The organism is Ferdinandcohnia sp. Marseille-Q9671 (assembly GCF_976954385.1).
In genome coordinates this window covers 738,067-758,870 of record NZ_CDRJTA010000004.1, presented here as the reverse complement: position 1 = coordinate 758,870, position 20,804 = coordinate 738,067, and the positions used below count along the sequence as shown (strand labels likewise).

At 37.5% G+C, this 20,804-nt stretch carries 24 protein-coding genes; 8 read left to right on the top strand and 16 right to left on the bottom strand.

Going from position 1 to position 20,804, the window contains the following annotated elements; translation table 11 throughout:
- Nucleotides 1–6 precede the first annotated feature (6 nt).
- Nucleotides 7–414 carry a VWA-like domain-containing protein gene (locus ACWNMY_RS19010; RefSeq protein ID WP_449539817.1) on the bottom strand — a complete coding sequence of 136 codons (408 nt, stop codon included), beginning with the start codon at nt 412–414 and terminating at the stop codon, nt 7–9.
- A 170-nt stretch (nt 415–584) separates the two neighbouring features.
- Here ACWNMY_RS19010 and ACWNMY_RS19005 point away from each other — a divergent pair, with 170 nt between their 5' ends.
- Both ACWNMY_RS19005 and ACWNMY_RS19000 read left to right on the top strand, forming a co-directional pair.
- Nucleotides 585–866: a hypothetical protein gene (locus ACWNMY_RS19005; protein ID WP_449539816.1), complete on the top strand. Its 282-nt coding sequence runs from the start codon at nt 585–587 to the stop codon at nt 864–866.
- Between the two features lie 77 nt (nt 867–943).
- On the top strand, nt 944–1,504 hold the full coding sequence (locus ACWNMY_RS19000; RefSeq protein WP_449539815.1) for a thioredoxin family protein: 561 nt from the start codon (nt 944–946) through the stop codon (nt 1,502–1,504).
- 120 nt (nt 1,505–1,624) lie between these two features.
- Here ACWNMY_RS19000 and ACWNMY_RS18995 read toward each other — a convergent pair whose 3' ends face one another.
- Complete coding sequence (locus tag ACWNMY_RS18995; RefSeq protein WP_449539814.1) at nt 1,625–2,125, bottom strand: hypothetical protein; 501 nt, start codon at nt 2,123–2,125, stop codon at nt 1,625–1,627.
- Between the two features lie 150 nt (nt 2,126–2,275).
- On the opposite strand from ACWNMY_RS18995, the gene ACWNMY_RS18990 reads away from it, so the two are divergent.
- Nucleotides 2,276–2,506, top strand: coding sequence for a hypothetical protein (locus ACWNMY_RS18990; RefSeq protein ID WP_449539813.1), 231 nt, complete (start codon nt 2,276–2,278; stop codon nt 2,504–2,506).
- A 127-nt stretch (nt 2,507–2,633) separates the two neighbouring features.
- On the opposite strand, the gene ACWNMY_RS18985 is transcribed toward ACWNMY_RS18990, so the two are convergent.
- Entirely contained in the window at nt 2,634–3,140 is a 507-nt protein-coding gene (locus ACWNMY_RS18985; RefSeq protein ID WP_449539812.1) for a spore coat protein, read from the bottom strand.
- A gap of 100 nt (nt 3,141–3,240) precedes the next feature.
- Nucleotides 3,241–5,028: a DNA helicase RecQ gene (gene recQ, locus ACWNMY_RS18980; RefSeq protein WP_449539811.1), complete on the bottom strand. Its 1,788-nt coding sequence runs from the start codon at nt 5,026–5,028 to the stop codon at nt 3,241–3,243.
- A gap of 439 nt (nt 5,029–5,467) precedes the next feature.
- On the opposite strand from recQ, the gene ACWNMY_RS18975 reads away from it, so the two are divergent.
- Nucleotides 5,468–6,520, top strand: coding sequence for a YeiH family protein (locus tag ACWNMY_RS18975; protein ID WP_449539810.1), 1,053 nt, complete (start codon nt 5,468–5,470; stop codon nt 6,518–6,520).
- A gap of 113 nt (nt 6,521–6,633) precedes the next feature.
- Here the strand turns inward: ACWNMY_RS18975 and ACWNMY_RS18970 are convergent, their stop codons facing one another.
- The 4 genes from ACWNMY_RS18970 to ACWNMY_RS18955 all read right to left on the bottom strand — a co-directional run bounded on the left by ACWNMY_RS18970 (nt 6,634) and on the right by ACWNMY_RS18955 (nt 11,558).
- The gene (locus ACWNMY_RS18970; protein ID WP_449539809.1) at nt 6,634–7,065 is read right to left on the bottom strand and encodes a hypothetical protein; all 432 of its coding nucleotides are present in this window, start codon (nt 7,063–7,065) and stop codon (nt 6,634–6,636) included.
- 102 nt (nt 7,066–7,167) lie between these two features.
- A complete protein-coding gene (locus ACWNMY_RS18965; RefSeq protein ID WP_449539808.1) occupies nt 7,168–9,531 on the bottom strand; it encodes an FdhF/YdeP family oxidoreductase in 2,364 nt (787 codons plus the stop codon).
- A 336-nt stretch (nt 9,532–9,867) separates the two neighbouring features.
- Nucleotides 9,868–10,230, bottom strand: a complete 363-nt coding sequence (locus ACWNMY_RS18960) for a DUF2294 domain-containing protein (RefSeq protein ID WP_449539807.1) — start codon at nt 10,228–10,230, stop codon at nt 9,868–9,870.
- Between the two features lie 62 nt (nt 10,231–10,292).
- Nucleotides 10,293–11,558, bottom strand: a complete 1,266-nt coding sequence (locus ACWNMY_RS18955; protein ID WP_449539806.1) for an L-lactate MFS transporter — start codon at nt 11,556–11,558, stop codon at nt 10,293–10,295.
- Nucleotides 11,559–12,074: 516 nt separating this feature from the next.
- Between ACWNMY_RS18955 and fdhD the strand changes: the two genes are divergently transcribed.
- Nucleotides 12,075–12,884: a formate dehydrogenase accessory sulfurtransferase FdhD gene (fdhD, locus tag ACWNMY_RS18950; protein WP_449540492.1), complete on the top strand. Its 810-nt coding sequence runs from the start codon at nt 12,075–12,077 to the stop codon at nt 12,882–12,884.
- A gap of 144 nt (nt 12,885–13,028) precedes the next feature.
- Here fdhD and ACWNMY_RS18945 read toward each other — a convergent pair whose 3' ends face one another.
- Nucleotides 13,029–13,478, bottom strand: coding sequence for a CoxG family protein (locus ACWNMY_RS18945; protein WP_449539805.1), 450 nt, complete (start codon nt 13,476–13,478; stop codon nt 13,029–13,031).
- Between the two features lie 169 nt (nt 13,479–13,647).
- Between ACWNMY_RS18945 and ACWNMY_RS18940 the strand changes: the two genes are divergently transcribed.
- The gene (locus ACWNMY_RS18940; RefSeq protein WP_449539804.1) at nt 13,648–13,947 is read left to right on the top strand and encodes a hypothetical protein; all 300 of its coding nucleotides are present in this window, start codon (nt 13,648–13,650) and stop codon (nt 13,945–13,947) included.
- Nucleotides 13,948–14,017: 70 nt separating this feature from the next.
- The gene (gene mscL / locus ACWNMY_RS18935; RefSeq protein ID WP_449539803.1) at nt 14,018–14,398 is read left to right on the top strand and encodes a large-conductance mechanosensitive channel protein MscL; all 381 of its coding nucleotides are present in this window, start codon (nt 14,018–14,020) and stop codon (nt 14,396–14,398) included.
- A 53-nt stretch (nt 14,399–14,451) separates the two neighbouring features.
- Here the strand turns inward: mscL and ACWNMY_RS18930 are convergent, their stop codons facing one another.
- On the bottom strand, nt 14,452–15,000 hold the full coding sequence (locus ACWNMY_RS18930) for an acyl-CoA thioesterase (RefSeq protein ID WP_449539802.1): 549 nt from the start codon (nt 14,998–15,000) through the stop codon (nt 14,452–14,454).
- Between the two features lie 56 nt (nt 15,001–15,056).
- Entirely contained in the window at nt 15,057–15,494 is a 438-nt protein-coding gene (locus ACWNMY_RS18925; RefSeq protein WP_449539801.1) for a GNAT family N-acetyltransferase, read from the bottom strand.
- A 196-nt stretch (nt 15,495–15,690) separates the two neighbouring features.
- On the opposite strand from ACWNMY_RS18925, the gene ACWNMY_RS18920 reads away from it, so the two are divergent.
- On the top strand, nt 15,691–15,888 hold the full coding sequence (locus ACWNMY_RS18920; RefSeq protein ID WP_449539800.1) for a hypothetical protein: 198 nt from the start codon (nt 15,691–15,693) through the stop codon (nt 15,886–15,888).
- Between the two features lie 38 nt (nt 15,889–15,926).
- Here the strand turns inward: ACWNMY_RS18920 and ACWNMY_RS18915 are convergent, their stop codons facing one another.
- The 5 genes from ACWNMY_RS18915 to ACWNMY_RS18895 form a co-directional block, all read right to left on the bottom strand.
- Nucleotides 15,927–16,892: a bile acid:sodium symporter family protein gene (locus ACWNMY_RS18915; RefSeq protein WP_449539799.1), complete on the bottom strand. Its 966-nt coding sequence runs from the start codon at nt 16,890–16,892 to the stop codon at nt 15,927–15,929.
- A 145-nt stretch (nt 16,893–17,037) separates the two neighbouring features.
- Complete coding sequence (locus ACWNMY_RS18910; protein WP_449539798.1) at nt 17,038–17,766, bottom strand: exonuclease domain-containing protein; 729 nt, start codon at nt 17,764–17,766, stop codon at nt 17,038–17,040.
- A 15-nt stretch (nt 17,767–17,781) separates the two neighbouring features.
- Complete coding sequence (locus tag ACWNMY_RS18905) at nt 17,782–18,747, bottom strand: DUF294 nucleotidyltransferase-like domain-containing protein (protein ID WP_449539797.1); 966 nt, start codon at nt 18,745–18,747, stop codon at nt 17,782–17,784.
- A gap of 185 nt (nt 18,748–18,932) precedes the next feature.
- Nucleotides 18,933–20,195, bottom strand: a complete 1,263-nt coding sequence (locus tag ACWNMY_RS18900) for an ammonium transporter (RefSeq protein ID WP_449539796.1) — start codon at nt 20,193–20,195, stop codon at nt 18,933–18,935.
- Between the two features lie 215 nt (nt 20,196–20,410).
- Nucleotides 20,411–20,566: a hypothetical protein gene (locus ACWNMY_RS18895; protein ID WP_449539795.1), complete on the bottom strand. Its 156-nt coding sequence runs from the start codon at nt 20,564–20,566 to the stop codon at nt 20,411–20,413.
- Between the last annotated feature and the right edge of the window lie 238 nt (nt 20,567–20,804).

Below are 20,804 nucleotides of genomic sequence, written 5' to 3'. Positions count from 1 at the left end.
CCTTTTCTATGCTACCTTTATTGCCTTCCCAAATGGTACCTTAGGAACATAGTCATCAGGTACCAGCCAAAACACCTCGGCTTTTACATTTAGTTCTTCATAAAAATAGCCTGTTACATCTGTTATATAGAAAAGTGTATCTATCTTCTCTTGATCTGCCCATTCAAGTACCTCCGTATATGAGGACTTACCATGTGTATAATACTTGATACTAGGATTTTGAATAGGTGTGATACTTCTTATTTTAAAATCTGCCTGAACGAGTTGTGTTTCGGGTATCATCTCACCAAAAAATTTGATGATATTATTTATCAAGATGGTACGTGTCTGGTTAGTTGATGTATCAATCGCAAGTGCTATAGACTTATCTTTTCTATTTTTAAGTAAATCCAATAGTGACCTTTGCCATCTCACTCACATTCAACTCCTCATGAATCAAATACGCCTTGTTTACGCTATTCCTTGGCTACACTATTTTGTCACGTTTAGAGGACAAATATTAACCTTAGGAATAGCAATACTTGGATAGCTTATTTGGGTCATTTTAGGAAAAACTAACAGCAGAAATAGGGGGGTGCAAATTAATGAACTTATCAAAAGAAGAGATCCTACAAAAGCTCAAGGAGAGCAACGGGATTGGGTTTGTGGAATTGAACGGTGTGTTACATGAAATAAGACTAATAAATGAGAATCAAATTACCTTCTCCGGCGCTTGTTGGAAATGGGAGCAAACCGAAATGCCATCCTCAAATGGAGACTATTCAGTATTAACTGATGTTCTTATTGAAGAGGACCCTATTATGCACCATTTCCCTTTGCAGCATTCCTATGTATATTACGAAACAGTAAGTGACTTTCTTTCTTAAGCAAGTTAGTGGATATTTGTTACCCTTTTGAATTATAGTAAATGCAAACAACTATAAAAACAAAGGTGGAAATACATATGGCAAACTTACAATCTTGGTTTGAAAAAGGCATGAATCAACATGATTATATTCATCATATGCAAGTCAACAAAGAAAACCTATTAAAGGTATATAATGAATTTCAATTAGAAGAGTCCGATAGAGAATTCCTCCAAGCACTTCAACAAAAAGAATTAAAAGCAGTAGTTCTTACGGCTGATTGGTGTGGAGATGCAATGGTGAACCTTCCCATTTTAATGCGTATAGCTGATGAAGCATTAATGGAAACCCGCTACTTAATTCGCGATGAAAATCTGGAATTGATGGATCAATATTTAACAAATGGTACAGCTAGATCCATTCCAATTATCATTTTTGTTAATAAAGAATTTGAAGAAGTTGCAAAATGGGGTCCTCGATCACCAGAAGCACAGAGAGTTGCAGACGAATTAAAAGCAAATGTGCCACCAAAAGAATCTCCTGATTACGAAGCAGCCTTTAAAGAATTCATTACATCATTTGTAGGTAAAATCACATCTGATGAATCTCTCTGGGCTGACATTAAACAGGATATGATTTCAACATTAAAAAACATTTAATTAAAGGGAATGAATGAAGTTCCTAGACAAAACATATACTGAATGTAAGGCCGTCCACCTCTTCTAAATCGCTTCGTTGCGGGACTAACCAGACCGGAAATGTGGACGGTCTTTTTATGTTCAAATTGGCAGAAACAAGTGCAATAAGAATGAAAATACAAACAGAAATGCAAATGTATAATGAGACTTTCTTCTGCGGCCCGAAGCCTTTTTATGCCGAAGATATCCTGCAAAAAGTGTAATTCCTAGTAGCATGATAGAAAAAAAACCGCTTATGATTTTACCGTGAGTATACCCAATTACTTCTCCGAGTTTTACTAGCATTATTCCCCCATGAAACACAATCAGTATTGTCCCTAACACTGCTAGCTTAATATGTGATTTCATCATCTGGCGTGAGAGCTTAGCAAGTGTAATTTTCACATTTCTTACCCTAGTTTTGCGAATAACTAAAAAAATATAATACATATTTACATTCACAATAAAAAAGAGTATCGCAATTTGTGCAAATACCTGTCCAAGGGTAACAATTTGAGAATCATGCGTTCGAAACATCCAAATGTAAATCAATGTACTTATGATGAGTATTCCATTAAGAAGGAGCCAGATAAAATATGCCATTTCCTGTACCTCCATGTTTAGTCTTTGCCCATTGTACCAAATGGTGAGTATTGATGATGTGGTCTTTGTCACTTTTATGAAACACTGCGATATTAATCCTTTATCAAACATGCTAGAATGAAAACTATCATAATATATGGAGGTCTGTTCATGTCTACTTGTAATCTTGATCATTCAAAAGAGGATGTATTCAAAAAACTCAAAAGTCAGGACAGCTTTTTACCGAAGGAAATATTTGAGGCTGCTGGTGAATTTTTAACAGGAGATCGTACGCAATCGGAACTTAATGAGTTGTTTCACCTTTTAAAGAAATACGATTTGGCTACGGAAGAAGAACAACTAAAGCGTGAACAAGGGATGGAAAAACTGTTTCAAGCTTGATGTATTCTGTCCATTATTAGCCTAGAACACTCTTACGAGACACGTTTGGGCTCTTTTATCCGAAGCTTGTTTCTCCGAAAATACATAGAAAAAGGCACCTCATTCTAAGTGCCTTTTCCATTGCTATCTAATATTTCATCGATAGAGCCTTTTGCGCTAATGCCACATCATTGTTCAGCAACTTTTCAAAATCGTAGGACGGGTAATAACCCTTTTTATACATATAGTTATAGACATTTGCATGACATTTGATGGCCTTTTGTAGATGCTTTGTAAATACATTACGTAATTGCGGTGTAGCTGTTTCAGTTATTGCAATGGCATAATTTCGAACGGCTGTTTTTGCAAACGCTAATAAATCACCTGCATAAAATGCCTTATCCAATCGTCTTTCATCCACTTCTCCCCGGGGAGCCATTGGATAGAAAACTAGTAAATCATTTAAATTTGCCTCTAAGTCCTTGATGGTTTGTCCATAGAGCTCCTTTAATTGCGGGTCTTCTACCTTTCCGATTGCATCCTTAAGCTTTATAAGTCCAATTGATTGAAAAGCCACAATTTCATGTAGTTCTAACGTTTCGTGCCATGCAAGTGTTTTTTGTCGCATATCGTTTGAATTGTTGTAATAATCCATATTCTCTCTCCTCTTACACAATAGTCCTTACAGAACTATTCTTAGAGAGAGAGAATGGTTAATTGTCCTAGGTAAAATAGGCTACACAACTACATACTTATTACTGTACTGCTACATTTTTTTCCTCTACATACTTTCGAATCGCAGAAAGAAAATCGGCGCCATAGCGTTCCATCTTGGTCCCTGCAACCCCTTTGACCTCTAACATTTCTGATTCATTCATTGGGGCTGTTTCACTCATTTCACGTAGTGTGCTATCTGAAAAAACGATATATGGTGGCACATTATCACGAGCAGAAATGCCCTTTCGAACCTCACGAAGTATTTCAAACAGATTATTATCAGTTACAACCTGTTTTTTTGTTACTTGTTCTTTTTTATAAATCTTTTCTTCCCCTTTTAAAACAGGTACAGCTTTCGCATCAAGAACGAGAACAGGGTATTGCGAGTTTGTTAGTTTGACATACCCTTCTGCAGTTAAGTAATCAATTAACCCAACTATTTGCTTTTCCGAATACTGTTTAAGCAACCCATAGGTGGATAATGAGGTAAATCCGAAATCCTGAATCTTTTTATTCTTGGATCCCTTTAGCACCTGGGCTACTAGTGTTTTCCCATAACGTTCCTTCATTCGTTTGATGCATGAAAAAACCATTAGTGCTTCCGTCGTTACATCTATTTTTTCTCGGTCATCTGTACAATTTACACAACGTCCACATTCCACACTTTCATCTTCCCCGAAGTATTCAAGTATATAGGTCTGTAGACATTTTTCCGTATGACAGAAATCAATCATTTGTTGAAGCTTATGGTATTCTTTTTCTTTTTTACTTTCGTCCATAGTTGATTGCTCAATCAGAAATTTTTGAAGCTGGATATCTTGGGACGCAAATAATAGATAGCAATCACTTTTTTCTCCGTCTCGCCCTGCTCGACCAGCCTCCTGATAATACGCTTCGATATTCTTCGGAAGACTATAATGAATCACATATCTCACATTGCTTTTATCGATTCCCATCCCAAACGCATTTGTCGCGATCATTACGTTTACATGATCAAACAAGAAATCCTCCTGTGCCTGTTTACGCTCTCCATCTGAAAGTCCCGCATGGTATTTTCCAACTAAAAAACCTTCTTTTTCTAGAGAAAAATGGAGCTCGTCCACCTCCCTACGCGTAGCAGCATACACAATACCAGATTGATTCTTATTTTCTTTCAAAAAGCTCTTTACAAAATCACGTTTGTTTTCTCCCTTAAGAACATTGAACGTTAAATTATCACGTGCAAATCCAGTGACAAACACATCGGCAGAACCAATCTGAAGCTGATTACAGATATCATCCTTCACTTCCAGTGTGGCAGTTGCTGTTAATGCAGCAACAACTGGTTTTGCAGGTAGTTCCGCAATCATATAATCGATATTTCGATAACTCGGCCGAAAATCATGGCCCCACTGAGAAATACAATGTGCCTCATCTACAGCTATCATAGAGATAGGTAATGAAGAAAGCAAGGAACGGAATTGGGAGGATTCCAGTCGTTCAGGAGCAATGTAAATAATTTTATAACGGCCCGCACGTGCATCCTGGATTCTTTCCTGGATTTCCTGTAGTGAAAGACTACTATTGATAGAGGTAGCTGAAATACCTACTCCGTGCAACGTATCTACTTGATCCTTCATTAAGGAGATTAAGGGTGAAATGACGATGGTTGTGCCTTCCAAGATCAATGCCGGAATTTGATAACACAGTGACTTACCTCCACCAGTAGGCATGATTGCTAATGTATCATTTCCTTGTAAAATATTTTGGATAATATCCTCCTGACCTGCCCGAAAAGAAGAGTATCCAAAATACGTTTGTAAAACCTGTTTCGCCTGTTCAATCATAAAAAACACCTTTATTTTTAAATTGTTTTTAGAAATGGAGTTCAATCTACCAAAAATGTGCGTTTGACGCAGTGTACATACCCCACATGTCCGTAGCACTTCTTGCATACTATACAGTGTGGTGTTAGCTCCTTATTCTTTATCTGTTCGTGTTTGGAAGTGAGTAGTCACTTCCTCTTTTTTGTTTAAAGAGCTTTTCATTATTTTATTGAATACAATTCATTATAGAGGAATATGCATGAGGTGTGAAGGGTCGGTTTTCGATGTCATTTTATCCAACATTGTAAGAATGCGATACTTTTTTATTATACTAAGACACCTTTTTACTAGTAAAGGTGAAATCTTACAATTTAGAAAAACATAAGTTCTATTCCAACATATATAAGCTATGGTAAAATGGAATAAGTCAATCTATACATGTAAGTAAAGGATGAATGATGTGAGCAACGCAGATGTACAAGTACGTCAATCTTCGTATGAGAAAAATACACTATCTATCGGCACTTCTATTTCATTTCGCAACAAATTACCAGGCGTGGCCCTGGTCTTAATTATAGGTATTTTAGCTAACTCACTAGGAAAGGATTTTCCTTTAGTCGGTGGCGCAGTTATCGCCATTATCATCGGAATTCTCGCTCGGAATTTCCTTGGTATCCCTGCAGTTTTTACAGAGGGAATCTCTTATACATTAAAGACATTACTAAAGGTAGCAATCGTTCTACTTGGATTTGGACTTAGTTATGCGAGCATTTTTCAACTTGGATTTGAAGCAATTCTTTTAGTGGTTGCAGCTGTTCTCTCGGGTATTTTATTTACGTTTACCCTTGCGAAACTATTTAAACTTGAGGGCAATATTCCGATTTTAGTATCCCTTGGAACAGCTATTTGCGGGGCGACAGCAATTGTGACATCGAGCCCAATTGTTCGAGCAAAAGAGGAAGAAACAGCATATGCGATCAATACCATTTTTGCTTTTAATGTGTTAGCAGTCCTATTCTATCCACTTTTAGGACAAGTCTTTTCTATGACTGACGAAGTATTTGGGTTATGGTCAGGGGTTGCTATACATGATACTTCTTCTGTGGTAGCTGCAGGATATAGTTATAGTCATGCAGCTGGTGATACGTCTGTTGTCATTAAATTAATTCGAACACTTATGCTTATTCCTGTTACCCTCCTTCTATCATTCTATATTTCTATGAAGGCAAAAAGAAGCAGCAACAAGGTCAAGGTCAGCAAAGTGTTTCCAATGTTTATTTTATTCTTTGCCGGTGCAGTAGCTGTTAATACAATATTCTCACTGCCCACATCACTAACGGACATTACAGACAGTGTTGCGAAGTTTTTAATCTTAATGGTAATGGCAAGCGTCGGTCTTGGTACAGATTTTAAAAAGATAAAATCAGTTGGTCTACGCCCCTTATTTGTTGGGTTACTTTCTTCTGTGATAATGGGACTCTTAACGTTATCTCTAATCCATCTATTATTTTAATGTGTGTTTTAACAAAACATGAATCGTTTTTCCGCTCATGAGGACAAACGTCACAATAACCCAATCCACTACCAAAAAAGACGTGTGAATTTACACGTCTTTTTTTGGTCCCATCATTCTCCGGCTTCTTTTCGTTCTTGCAAAATATCGAGAATCATTTGAATATGAAACGACGCCCAAGCCTTCTCACGGAAATGAAGAATTACACTAAAGAAAAGCAAGGTAAAATAAACGATACCAAAGACTAACCAGTGTAGACTTCCTGTTTCAAATAGAAACTTTTCTAATTGGTTTGATACAAGAAACAAAAACCAGGGGATAGCTGTGATGAGAATAGGAATGATTCCTGAACCGTTCTTTTCCTTTAACATTCGATAATGAATGACTTTTAATGTTGAAGTATCAAGTCCTTTATAGAAACGTTGAATATTTCGCACTTCTTCCATTTCCTTAAGATGTTTGAAGGTCCGGTCCTTTCGCGCATTACTCTTTAACTTCAAATAGATTTTATGTGCATCTCCACGAAACGAAAACAATTGTAACATCCCTTCTTGACGAACTAACTGATCCCTTGGTTTAACTGTTCCCTCTTCATACCGTAAACATGTAAAAAAACTCCCCCAACAAACATGTTGGAGGAAAAATAATTATGCTGGCGGATTTACATCCAAATCATCTTCAATCTCTTTTTCTTGGTATTGCGTATCTTTACGAGCATTGAATCGTTCTGCTTTCTCTACATAGACCGCAATATTGTAATCAGGAATCCCTGCATATTTTTCATATCTTCCTCTCGGTAATAAGAAATTCCCCTCTGGAAAATGGACACCTAGATTTTTTTGTGCAATATCCGCGAATTTTGCTTTACCTTGAAATACACCAAAGCCGTTGTGAACGACGATAGCTTCACCTTCTGTTACACGTAGTTGCTGAGCATCCTTAGGATTGATTAACACATCATAGCGGCCTGCACCATTAAATGGGTCTACTTCCTTATAAACCATGGAGTTAAATTGTTTACCACGACGCGTCGTTAACACGAATTGCTCCTCTTTTTTACCTAAGTCAGGTATTTCAACCTGGATTAAGCTACCTTTTCCATCCGGTGTTGGACAAACCCCGCCTTCACATAACCATGCTCCACCCCATTGGAACACATCACCTTTTTTCTTCAAGTGTTTGATACCATTGTAGTTTGGGTTAGCAATTGCGATTTCATCTCGGATTTCCTGTCCCGTTTTAAAATCAATCAAGTGAGCGTATTCAGGTTTTACTCGTTTGGCTAGATCAATATAGATTTTCCACTCAGCACGCGCTTCTTCTATTCTATTTTTATTACCTTCTATTTCTGGTGAAAAATAGACCATGCGCTCGGTTGATGTTGATGTTCCACCACCCTCTTGTTCATAACGCGTTTTAGCTGGCAGAACAAGTACAGCTTCTTTTGCATCTAGTAAGGTAGATGTATTCAAGATGATATCTTGATGAACTCGAATTTCAAGCTCGGACAAAGCCTTCTCTACGAAGTTAGGATCAGGCATCGTTTCTAAGAAATTGCCACCCGACATATAATATAGCTTTATTTTTCTGTCATGATCCTCTTGAAGTACGATATTTTCAAGTGTAACCCCGACAATATCTCCTTGCCATCTTGGAATAGTAAATCCCCATACCTTTTCAAGACGTTCTCTATTCTTCTCATCAAATTCACCGCCAGGTAAGACAAACGGATCTGCCCCCATCTCACCCGATCCCTGAACAGAAGAGTGACCACGGAACGGCATAAGACCATTATTTTTTCGTCCAAGGTGACCACGAAGTAGAGCAAGGTTCGCTACTTGTGAGATATTATCCGTTGCGAAAGAATGCATTGTTAAGCCCATTGCCCATGTATAAACGGCATTTTTACTTTTTGCCAAGAGCTCTGCCAATTCTATGATTCTCTCTTTTGTCACACCAGAGGATTTTACAATGTCGTCCCAGTTTTGTATATTGACATGTGCTTTCAAATCCTCGTATCCGTTTACATGTTCCTTCACGAACGGATGATTAATCGCAGAGCCTTTCCTTTTTTTATCCATATCAAACCAATGCTTCATAATGCCAAACATAAAGGCAATATCTCCACCGATATTTACCTGGTAGAAATCATCTGCAACCTTCGTCCCGAAGAGTGCAGATTCCATATTGGATGGAATCCAATATTTGTCCATGGCAGGCTCTCGATGTGGGTTAATCACAATAATTTTTGTACCACGTTTTTTCGCTTCCAACATATATTTTGTTGAAACAGGTGAACTATTAGATGCTACGCTTCCCCAGAACAATAAGACATCAGCCCCAAACCAATCCTGATAATTGGCTGTTGACGCTCCTACACCTACTGAACGCTTTAATGCAGTCTTACTAGGCGAATGACAAATACGTGATGCATTATCAATATGGTTAGTTCCCAGAAAGCGCGCTGTTTTGGCAGCTACGTAATAAGATTCATTCGTGATTCCTCTAGAAGTTAAATAAAATGCATATTGCTTTGGATCAAGCTTCTTCATTTTCCCTGCAATCATATCCATTGCCTCATCCCAAGAGATACGAGAAAACCTCCTCTCCCCTTTTCGACGGATGAGCGGATACGGAATTCTACCAAGCTGTCTAAGCTCCGTACTATTAAATTTACGTAACTCATCAATATCTGAATGAAGAATCTCTTCCTTAATGGCTGGCATGGTGCTTAATCGAAGCACATTCAATCGGGTTGTACACATATGTGGACCTTTTAGGGTTTGGTCATATAGACCAGAAACACCTAATGCACAACCGTCACAAACACCTTGAGTCAAAATCCGAGTTGCATAGCCAAAATTGTCTTTGTTTTCCCAAGCTACTTTCATTGTATCTCGTATATGTTTTGGTTTCACCTTTCCTAAGCCAAATGGTATTGGACTTACCCAGTGCTTTGGTTGAGGCATTTTCGTTCCTTTTATCGGTCCAGGATGTTTCGTTTCTCCCACGGTAAATTCCCCCTCTACTTATTCTCTCTTATTATTTGTATGGTTAAAATTTATATATATTCAAGTACGCCTTGGCGTATTTGTGCCCAGATTTTAGGCCCACACGAGGTGGGTCATGAAGACGTTGCCACAGGATGTGGCGTTCTTAGTCTTCAATCCTATACTCGAAAGACTTCCTTTGAAAATCTGTGGCATCAGCCGGAGGCTTTACCTTTGCTTTCGGATTCGTGTTTTCTATATATAGAAAAACCACCGAACATAATTCTATGATGGTAGAAAAATGCTACGGTGGTTAGTCTTTAGCAGGATCGCTACCAAGTGCCAACACAATGATTTTTATTTAGTAGAAAACCTTTTTTCTAAGTCTTGATCAAATACAAAGACTGACATTCCAAAATCTCTGTCGATATCAATATCAACAAATAAATCTACTAGATTTGAACCTAAAAATTCTTCCATTTCAACTGGTCGATTTTTACGATACATTTCCTTTACCATTTCTGTCCTAGCCGAACGAAGAAATTGTTTTCCTTCATCTGCACCAGCAATAAATTTTTCCACAGGGGATAGGTTCCCCTCCATCTCACAAATGGCCCAATTCTTACAAAAGGTTGTCGTAATTTTACTAGGTCCTTTTCCCATATGTTTTTTCCGAAAAGACCTTACTAGATTACTAAACTCAGCCTCGTATTTATTCATTTTGTCCAACCCTCTAACTTGAAACTTCATTAATTTTAGTTAATCAAGTTACTCAATGAATGTCAACTAGCAAGCTCAGAACCTTGTTGTTTTTGTGCATTTCTAAGCTTCTTAATATCTAAACGAATTAACAATGATACAGCAAGTGCTATTGCAAATAAAGCTGTAAACACTGTCAAGCTTTGCGCGTAACTTCCAGTAGTTTCCCGAATCCATGAAGCAAACAATGGTCCTGCGAGTCCTGCTGCTGCCCATGCTGTTAAAATATATCCGTGAATTGCACCAAGTTGTTTTGTACCAAATAAATCTCCAATATATGCAGGAATGGCCGCAAATCCTCCGCCATAGCAAGTATAAATAAGAGCCAATAAAATCTGGAATAACAATGGGTTTGAAACATGTGGTAATAACGGGAATGCAATGACCTGGATGACGAAAAATGTTGTATATGTATTGGGTCTACCTAAGAAATCTGAAATCGATGCCCAACCAATCCTACCTAATCCATTAAATGCACCTAATACACCAACTAATGCTGCAGCAGCTACTGGAGTTAATCCAATACTTTCTTGCGCAAGTGGAGAAGCCGCTGAAATTATTGCAATTCCACACGTTACATTGATGAATAACATAATCCATAGATAGTAAAAACGCTTTGTTTTTACAGCTTGGTTTGCCGTTAATTGAGATAGATCTTGCTTTACCTGTTTTGTCCCTGCATCTATTTTTTCTTTAAAATCCGCTGGTAACCAACCTTCTTTTGGTGGCTCAAGGTATAAAGATGAAGCAATCATAATGATAAAATAGGAAATTCCTAAAATATAAAACGTATTTGCGATACCGACGCCTTCAATTAATGACTGCATAATTGGGCTACTAATCAAGGCTGCAAACCCAAAGCCCATAATCGCTAAACCAGTAGCAAGACCGCGTCGATCAGGGAACCATTTTACCAGTGTAGAAACTGGAGCAATATAGCCAACACCTAGACCAATTCCACCTAACACACCATAGAATAAATATAATAATGGCAGTGATTCTAATGTAATGGCTAAGCCAGATCCTGTAATACCTACGCCAAAAAAGATAGCAGCAAGTGTTCCAGCTTTACGTGGTCCGTATTTTTCAACAAAATGGCCTAGAAACGCAGCAGACAATCCTAAGAATAAAATGGCGATACTAAATGTCAAACTTATGTCTGTAAGGTCCCACCCAAATTGTGATTCAAGTGGTTTTGTAAACACACTCCAAGCATAAACAGAACCGATTGATAAATGAATCCCAACAGCAGAAGCGGCAATTAACCAACGATTTTTTGTCTTTTCCATTTCTTCTCTCCTTTATTTTGAATTTGTGATGTAGCACATCCACACATTCTTGCAGCTAATACATGCTTTTTCGAATGCCCACGCAGGGACACCTTCACGATTCTTATAAACATCTGATAGTTTAATGCATGTAAATAAGCAAGACGTGTAAGCCCTAAATAATAAAAAACCGTCAACAACCCTATGCCTGTTAAGCGTTAGGGTATGATGACGGTTAATTTCACTAGCAGGGTCGCTACTATAAAACTAACAGTAATCGCTTACAATTTCCACCTTTTGCAGCAGAGACAGGGTCGCTATCCTGTGACAAAAAAGTGGCAATATTGTGAACTATTTGTTACGATATTACCACATACTAGCAATTTAGCACAACTGTTTTTGAAAAATAATTCTGATAATATGATAAAATATAAAACTTGTGCTACCAAATAAAGTATGATTAGATAATTAGTAATCAAAATGACAAGAGTTCACATGTAAAATAAATGTAATCTAGTTTGATAGTGAGGTGAATCAATCATGGAATCCATTACGGTAAAAAAAGAAATCATCAAGTTTGAAGATGGTCAATTAGTTGAAGAAGAAGATGTAATTGTAACTGAATTTCCTTTGACGATCATCTTGAATCAACAGGAGTTTGCAACAATGGTCTGTTCCCCATCAGAGCTTGATGAGCTAGTAGTTGGCTTTTTAGCTTCTGAGGGCGTGATTCGTTTCCGAGATGATATCAAAAGCCTGCACATTGACTCAGGCCAAGGATACGCTTATGTTGAAACGGTTGCTCCGGTAACGACAAGTCAAGAGTATTATTCAAAACGATTTATCGGTTCTTGCTGCGGAAAAGGTAGACAATTCTATTTTGTAAACGATGCCAAAACAGCAAAAACTTCAACATCTACCATCACCCTTACACCTGAAGAATGCATTGATCTTATGAACGAAATGCAACAAAATAGTCTTGTCTTTCAAGATACAGGTGGTGTTCACAATGCGGCACTATGCATACCAGATAAGATGATTGTAAACAGAACCGATATAGGACGACATAATGCTCTAGATAAAATTCTAGGACATTGTTTAATCCATAAGATTCCAGTAAGGGATAAGGTGATTGTTTTTAGCGGAAGAATTTCCTCTGAAGTACTACTAAAAGCAGCAAAAATCGGGGTTGGTATTGTATTATCAAAATCTGCACCTACTGATTTAGCAATCAAAATCGCAGAGGAACTGAATATTACTGCAGTCGGCTTCATTCGTGGAGGCAAACTAAATGTCTATAGCCACCCAGAACGTATTGTACAAGAATCATTCGAGCATTCAAGTTAAAAAGAGAGTAGTAGATTTGGTCTACTACTCTGCTCCTGTAATGGTGATAATCGTTTTTTCTCCAAACTGTATCCTCATACTAGAATCTAAAACCTAATTTATTGACCAAAGTTTTCAGGTAATGACCATTATGAATACTTTTCTTTATAGATTCTGAAGCAAGTCCTTTACATTTTTCATAAATTCTTCTGATTGTTTATTATTCGACCCCTTCATTAACAGTTCACCTATTGACGCTAACTTACCTGTTAATTCAAAATCCATTTCATATTCAACCAAAGTTTTATTTTGTTCAATTGTTTTTAGTTGTGCCGTCAGTGTATTTGTAAAGGAACCTGCCAATTTAACGGGCTTCCCTTTCATTTCAACGACTATTTTTTCGTTCTCAACGGACTCTTTCAACTCCCCAATCCCTTGAATTTTAATAGGGACAAACTGCACCTTTACCTCGACCAATGCCTCATATTTTGTTGGGCTTATCGGTATTACCTCTTTACAACCAGGAAAACACGGACCTAATTTCATTGGATCCATAAAAACGGCATATACACTTTCTCGGTCAGCATCTACAATAAATTTATCAACTTTTTTCAAACTCCCACTCCTTACGAACTTTTTCTAGGATGATGTTACAAGTTTATTAAATAAATCATTTTGTAGAACAAAAACAGGTAAGTGTTACTCTTTTGACACAATCTACTATCCTTTTTGCTTTTTGGTATAATAGATAAAACTGTTTGAAAAAAAATTAGAGGTGGAACAGATGGCATTTGGCATTAAGCGAAAGGAACTCATTGAGTGGAAGGAAAAGGTTTCCCAAGGTGAGATCGCCTTTCTGACGCATTATTGGATTGATGACCGGTTTCCCGGAGCAAAGACTGTGACAAAGGTTGGTTGCGCGAATATTAAAACACTTATTGAATGGGGGCAGAAATACAATATCCCTTCAAAATATATCCATAACCGGGCTGGTTTTCCCCATTTTGATTTATTGGGAGAGAGACAAATTGAGATATTAAAAAGTGAAAATATGCTACATCAACTGGAGAGATTTAAAGGTTAATCCATTAGTCCTATTCCCTTTTGAATGGACTTCTGTAAAATTAGGATTGGATTTGAAAGGAGAATTATATATGCTTACTGAATTTAAAAAATTTGCGTTAAAAGGCAACGTTATTGACCTTGCAGTAGGGGTTATTATTGGTGGCGCGTTCGGAAAAATTGTAACATCTCTTGTTAATGATATCATTATGCCACTCTTTGGCTTCCTCCTTGGAGGAGTAGCTATCTCAGAGGCAGCAACTACATGGAACGGAGTAGAACTAAAATACGGTGCTTTTCTACAAACTGTTGTTGACTTCTTAATTATTTCGTTCTCTATTTTTCTATTCGTTCGATTCTTCCAACGTTTTAAGAAGAAAGAAATAGAAGAACCTACAGTAGAACCCATTCCTACGAAAGAGGAACTATTGCTTACTGAAATTCGTGATTTATTAAAAGAACAACGTAAATAAAAAGGATGTCCAACGTCAAAATTTGACTGCGGACATCCTTTTTATTTAAATGTTCAATTTTCTAATTTGGGAGCTTCCGTTTTTCCAATTTCCCATGGTAATGCTAAACTAAATCTACCTGCCATTTTTTCATTTTCTTTTTTGCGTTTTTTCCTTGTTTCTGCTCGTTCCTGTGCAGATTCATGAAGCATCTTTTCCTCGTCCGAACGAGGGATAACCTTTGGAACCGGCTTTGGTTTGCCATTTTCGTCAAGGGCTACAAAGGTTAAAAAGGATAATGCACAAATGTTACGTTCTCCCGTGTATAAGTTCTCGGAAATCACTTTCACAAATACTTCCATCGAGGACCGCCCTGTATAGGTTACATATGCCTCTAAACAAACAGAGCTTCCTTCTTGAATTGGATGTAGAAAGTCTACTGAATCAGTAGAAGCTGTTACAACCGCACTACGTGAATGCCTAACAGCGGAAATGGAGGCAACATCATCAATATAAGCCATCAATTTTCCACCAAACATCGTACCATGATAATTTGTATCAGGCGGAAACACGTTGCTTGTCTTCACAACAAAGGATTCCCTGCAATATTTTGTCTCTTCCATTAAGTAGTAGTCTCCTTTACTGTATGCTATGTACTATTCTACACTATCTTTTTTCATTAAAGCATATAATTAACTAGCTTTTCTCCCCAAGGAGCCATTCCTTTCGATTGAAAACCCACACGTAGATATGTTCTTTCTGCCTCAATATTTTCGGGCTTGTAGCCAATGATTATCTCATTCGCGTCAGGCTTCTCCTTGATCCGTTCGATTACTTGTAAGAGTGCGTTCGTTCCGTAACCCTTCCCCTGGAATCGCTCATCTACCAGTAAGCGATAGACCCAATAATTATGATCGTCCTCATCTAATCCAAACATGACAAAACCAACCATTTTGTCATCTGCATAAATGGCCAACGCCTCAAAATTCGGTAAAAACTGAACCTCGGCAATTGAATATACAGTAGGTGCCACAAAACTTTTTTGCGCTTCACTAACCTTCAATTCAATGCATTCTTCCCAGTTTTCACGAGTAATTTTTTGCAATGTTACTGTCAAGTACCATTCCCCCGGTATGTATAGTAGGTCAAAGGCGCGTAACTTGCACCCTCTTTAGATACAATACGCTTTTGCCAAATGAATTTCAATTTATTTCACAAAGAAAATATATCATAAGGAAAATAATGTTATTTTTATGGTATAATTATCATAATGTTCTAATAACTTACTACCCACTTATGGAGTGTGATTCCAATTGGTAAAAAGAAAAGTAGGAATATCATTTATTGCCATATCAACTATTTTAATCGTAATTAAAATGGTTAGCGATATCATGTTAGGACGCGAAGTTGGGAGTAGCCTTATTACTAGTAGTCTATTTGCACTCTTAGTTGGAATGATTTATTTGGCTTGGGGAGAATCTGAGAAATACAAAAGAAATAAAGGAAAATGAAAAAAGCGCAAGTCACTTGTGACTAACGCTTCAGTTCATTATGCTGTAAATTTTTGTTCAACAGGGTTATAGATATATGCACGATCCATAAAATATGCATAAATGGAAGCTAATATTTGTTGAAAGAGCATACCCACTACAACAGGTACAGCAACTTCTGCCGGAAAGAAGGTAATTGCTATAACGGCACCTGCACTAATATTACGCATACCACCTGTGAAAACAAGCGCAATAATGACTTCTTTTTCTAATTTCAAGAATCGACCAATCCCCCATGATAGTAGATAGCCACAAAACGCGATGAAAAATACGACTGCTGCAATCATTACAAGTTTTAGGTCTACATTTTTTAAGTATGGAGCAATCTCAGCACTATTAATCATCACCACTACTCCTAGTCCAATTTTAGAAAATGGAGCTAGATTTGGGCTTATCGTTTTTGTGCATGTACCATTCGTTGCATGGTTTACAACCATACCAAGAATAGACGGTAATACAACCATAAAAAATAGACCTTGCATAATACGTAAAATATCCATTTCAATATTACTTCCCACAAAAAGCGTTAAACTATAAGGAACCACAAAAGGAGAAATCAAGGTATCTATTAATATAATAGAAAGTGTCAGCGCAATATTCCCGTGCTTCATTGAGACCCAGATAAAGCTAGAAATACCTGTTGGAATGACCACAGCCAAGATTAAGCCGGTTATGGTAAAGTTATCACCAGGAAAAGTTACATGTCCAACCAGCCACGCCCAAGCAGGCATGACGAGATGCAAAATAATCAGAGCAAGAATGATTGGAAATGGATGAGTAATTGCTCGATGCAACGACCTAAAATTGGAACTTAGTGCCCCAGAAAATGTAATAAATGCAAAAATCCATGGAACTAAAAAGGAAAGCGGACTTAAAAAAGTTGTAAGTAATACACCCAGTACGACACTTGTTGGGGTGATAAGTGGCATGAGTTTTTCTAATTTTTTGTTTAGCTTTTGTAACATAAACTATTCTCCTACATTGTGAAAATCCTTTGATCTTCTAAATTATTATTTTAGTATACTACAATATACGATTGTATGACTTATCAAATATTTGGATAAGATTATCGAGTGACATAAAAAAGAAACACCATGTCGTAGTGTTTCATCAAAGATTTGCAAGTCGATCATATACATCACGCAACGTTCGAAACCCTAATTCCTGGGCTTTTTGTATGTAAAGCGCCCAAAGTTTCGCTGTTAACATCGCATCACCCAATGCGTGGTGTCGGTCCTTTACAGGTATTTGGTGATGTTCGCATAATTCTTCTAATCTAGTCAATCGCACATTCGGTTCGGCAATTCTATATAAGAAGGAGGTATCAATAATGCGGTGCTTAAACGGAGTACGAAACTGCTTCCAGCTCGCTGCATGCATGAAAGCTTTTTCATGATTCGCATGGTGAGCAACGAGGGGATTCCCTTTGGCAAATTCAAAAAATTGAATGAGTACCTGTGAAAGCGGTGGGGCGTTTTGTAACTCTTCAGACGCTAACCCCGTTAGTTCTTGGATACTTTCAGGCAGCTTATTCTTATAGAATACAAGTGAATAGAATAAATCATTTTCACGAATGACTCCACCCTCCACTTTAACAGCGCCAAGCGATATAATTTCATCTCCTCGCTCAGGAAAGAAACCCGTTGTTTCAATATCAAACACAACAACACATAATTCATCAAGCGGAATGGTCATTTTATCTTCTTGTTGGAGGTCCCTTTGAATTTGACGGAGAAAGGCAGCCTGCTGAAAGCTAACACTCTGATTGCCGCCCATGCCACTAGTATTGATTTTACCTTGCAGACCACGTACAAACTGGATAAACGGTTCAAATGCCATACACGAAACACCCCTTTACACGATCACAGAACGAACATAGTGATGCAATTTTAAGCCGCTTTTTATTATAGTCCGAAGCTCTTTTTTGTGTAGTTTATCTAGTTGCGAAATCGGTATATAATGGCTTGCTTCATAAGACTGATTCTGTTTAAAAAATTGGTTTCGTAGAGTGAGTAAACGTTTGAAATGAGTAAGATATTCAAGAAACTCAGAAGGGTAACCTTTCTTGATTAATATCTCCATACGATCGATTGTCGATGTTTCGGATAGACCTTCCTTCATAGCAAGTACTCTAATCGCGCTTACGTAAGGCAAAAATGCTGTCTGCTTTAGATCGAGAGAACCTTCATACTTACCGCTCTCCTCCCCAACTAGTTGACCGAGTGGACCAATCGCTTTTTTGACAAACATTACATTCTCCATATGCCGCTTAAACAAATGGTTATTTACAGCTTGATAGGTTACCATTTGTGACTTGAGTTGCCGTAAAAGTCGACTACTTCCAACTAGAACTCGTGAATCATAAAAGATTTGCAAATAACGAATCGCCTCGAAACTTTCTTCTTCCATCCATGTTACTACCTGATTCTCCCATTCTCCCACCGTTTTACACCAAAGAGGATTTGATGCCATAATTTTACCTTCACAAAAAGGATATCCAACCTTAGCCAAACCAATAGAAAGCTCTTTTCCTAATTCACTGAAAAAATAGTTGGCTTCTTCGGAATTCTCCGCGTAAATGATTCCATGGTCTTGGTCACTCATATAACCCTGCTCAAATCTACCCCCGCTACCTGTTATAAACCATGCAAATTCACAAGGTGCTGTTGCTTGCTTCAGTTGTCCCACCGCTGCATCAAACACATATTTCATTACCTTATCGTGAAAATGGTTAAGAGAATTCGAATCAATTTGATATTGGTAAATCAACTTATCCTTTAGTTTTATTATAGATTCGTATGTTTGTACGTTCCCATTCATAGACACACCCCCTACCAAGAAACATTTATACTATGATAACTCCATTTTTACATGTTGCAATGCAACAAACTAGAAATTTACCAATTATTATTAAATAATCTATGCGTATTTACAAAAACCTTACTTCAAGTACCTATTCTATTAAAAACAGCAAGGCTCTCCATCACAGAGGCCTTGCATATATTTTACGAACTAAGCTTATCTTCCTTTGCTGAGAAAACTTCCGGATATCCATAACTACCATGTTCACTAATATCCAGCCCCATGACTTCCTCTTCTTCTGTTACACGAAGTCCACCCATAATCTTTTTCAATACCGCAAGAATGACGAATGAAACAACAAATGCAAAGATACCAGAAGTTGCTACACCCAAGATTTGGACTCCAAGTTGTGAAAATCCTCCTCCATAGAATAGTCCTGCCTGCCCAACAGTTGCAAGTTCAGGTGTTGCAAAGAAACCTGTAGAAATAGTTCCCCAAACACCAGCTACACCATGAACTGATAATGCAAAGATTGGATCATCAATTTTTCTCTTTTCAAAGAATTTAGCACTATAGAATACGAGAATACCAGCAATCAATCCAATTACAACCGCTGCCCACGTATCAACAAACGCACATGATGCAGTAATCGCCACTAGTCCTGCTAATGCTCCATTTAACATTGTTGGTACATCAGCCTTACCTGTTACGACCCAGGAGATGAATAGAGCTGCAACCACTCCAGCTGCTGCCGCAAGATTTGTATTAAGTGCTACAAATCCAAAGAACCCCTCATCAACTGATACAGTACTACCCGCATTAAATCCAAACCAACCTACCCAAAGAATTAGTACTCCCAATGCTGTGTACACTTGGTTATGTCCATGAAGCGCATTTGAGGAACCATCTTTATTGTATTTCCCAATTCGAGGTTTTAATAAGATAGTTGCAGCAAATGCGGCCATCGCACCTGTTAAATGAACGACCGTGGAACCAGCGAAATCTTGCTTACCATGTTCCGCTAACCAGCCACCTCCCCAAATCCAGTGAGCAACTACCGGATAAACAACTGCCGAGAAAAGAATCGTAAAAATTACGTATACTGGTAATTTGGCACGTTCAGCAAAACCGCCTGTTGCAATTGTAATTGCTATTCCAGCAAATGCTAATTGGAATACGAAGAAGACAGATGAATTAAAACCTAAATCAAGTTCATCCCCAGAATAAAAGAAATTCGATAACCCTACAAAGAAATTCGCATGATCACCAAAGATAAATCCAAATCCTACTGCCCAAAACACTAATGAGGCAAGACCAAAAGTAAAAATCGTTTTACCTGCAATATGGCCTGCGTTTTTCATTCGAGTAGAACCAGCTTCAAGAAGAATGAAACCACCTAACATAAAAATAACTAAAATTGCACCTACCATAACCCACAAGCTGTTCATTAAATACATAACATCCATTTCAATTCCCCCTTATCGTAAATACATCACATTCAATGTTAGATAATCTAACATCACGTTATGATTATTAATATTAATCTAAAATGTAGATTGAAATCAACAACTTTTTAAAATTTTTAGATTAATTATTTTTAAATCTATATCAAATTGTTAGTTTTCCTTATCTTTCATCACCAAAAAAGCATTACCACCGTGTGTGATAATGCTTTTTGTTGCTAACTTAGGTCATTTTCATCTAATGAAAGAGTAGTAACGTTTGTATAGTCACCACTTTCAACCTCTTCCATTGTCGCATCCTGTTGTAGGTCGCCTTCCGTATCCATTCCAACAGCAATTGTCGGTTCTTCGTTATTTTTTTCTCGTTTTTTCAATTTTGTAACAGCTCCTTTCGAATTTATGTTTCCTTTGATTGATCTAACTCATTCCTTTTGTTTTAAATTATGGAAAAAAAGAAGGTAGTTGGGAATGCTACAAGAAGAAGGTAAAGACACCAGCTTATTTTTATGCATAAAAGAGAATTTTTATAATAAAACTCTTTCTTTTTACTGCAAAATGTTATAAAGTATCATTTGTGACTTTTTGCAAGTAACAACTAGAAAAACCTAGGCT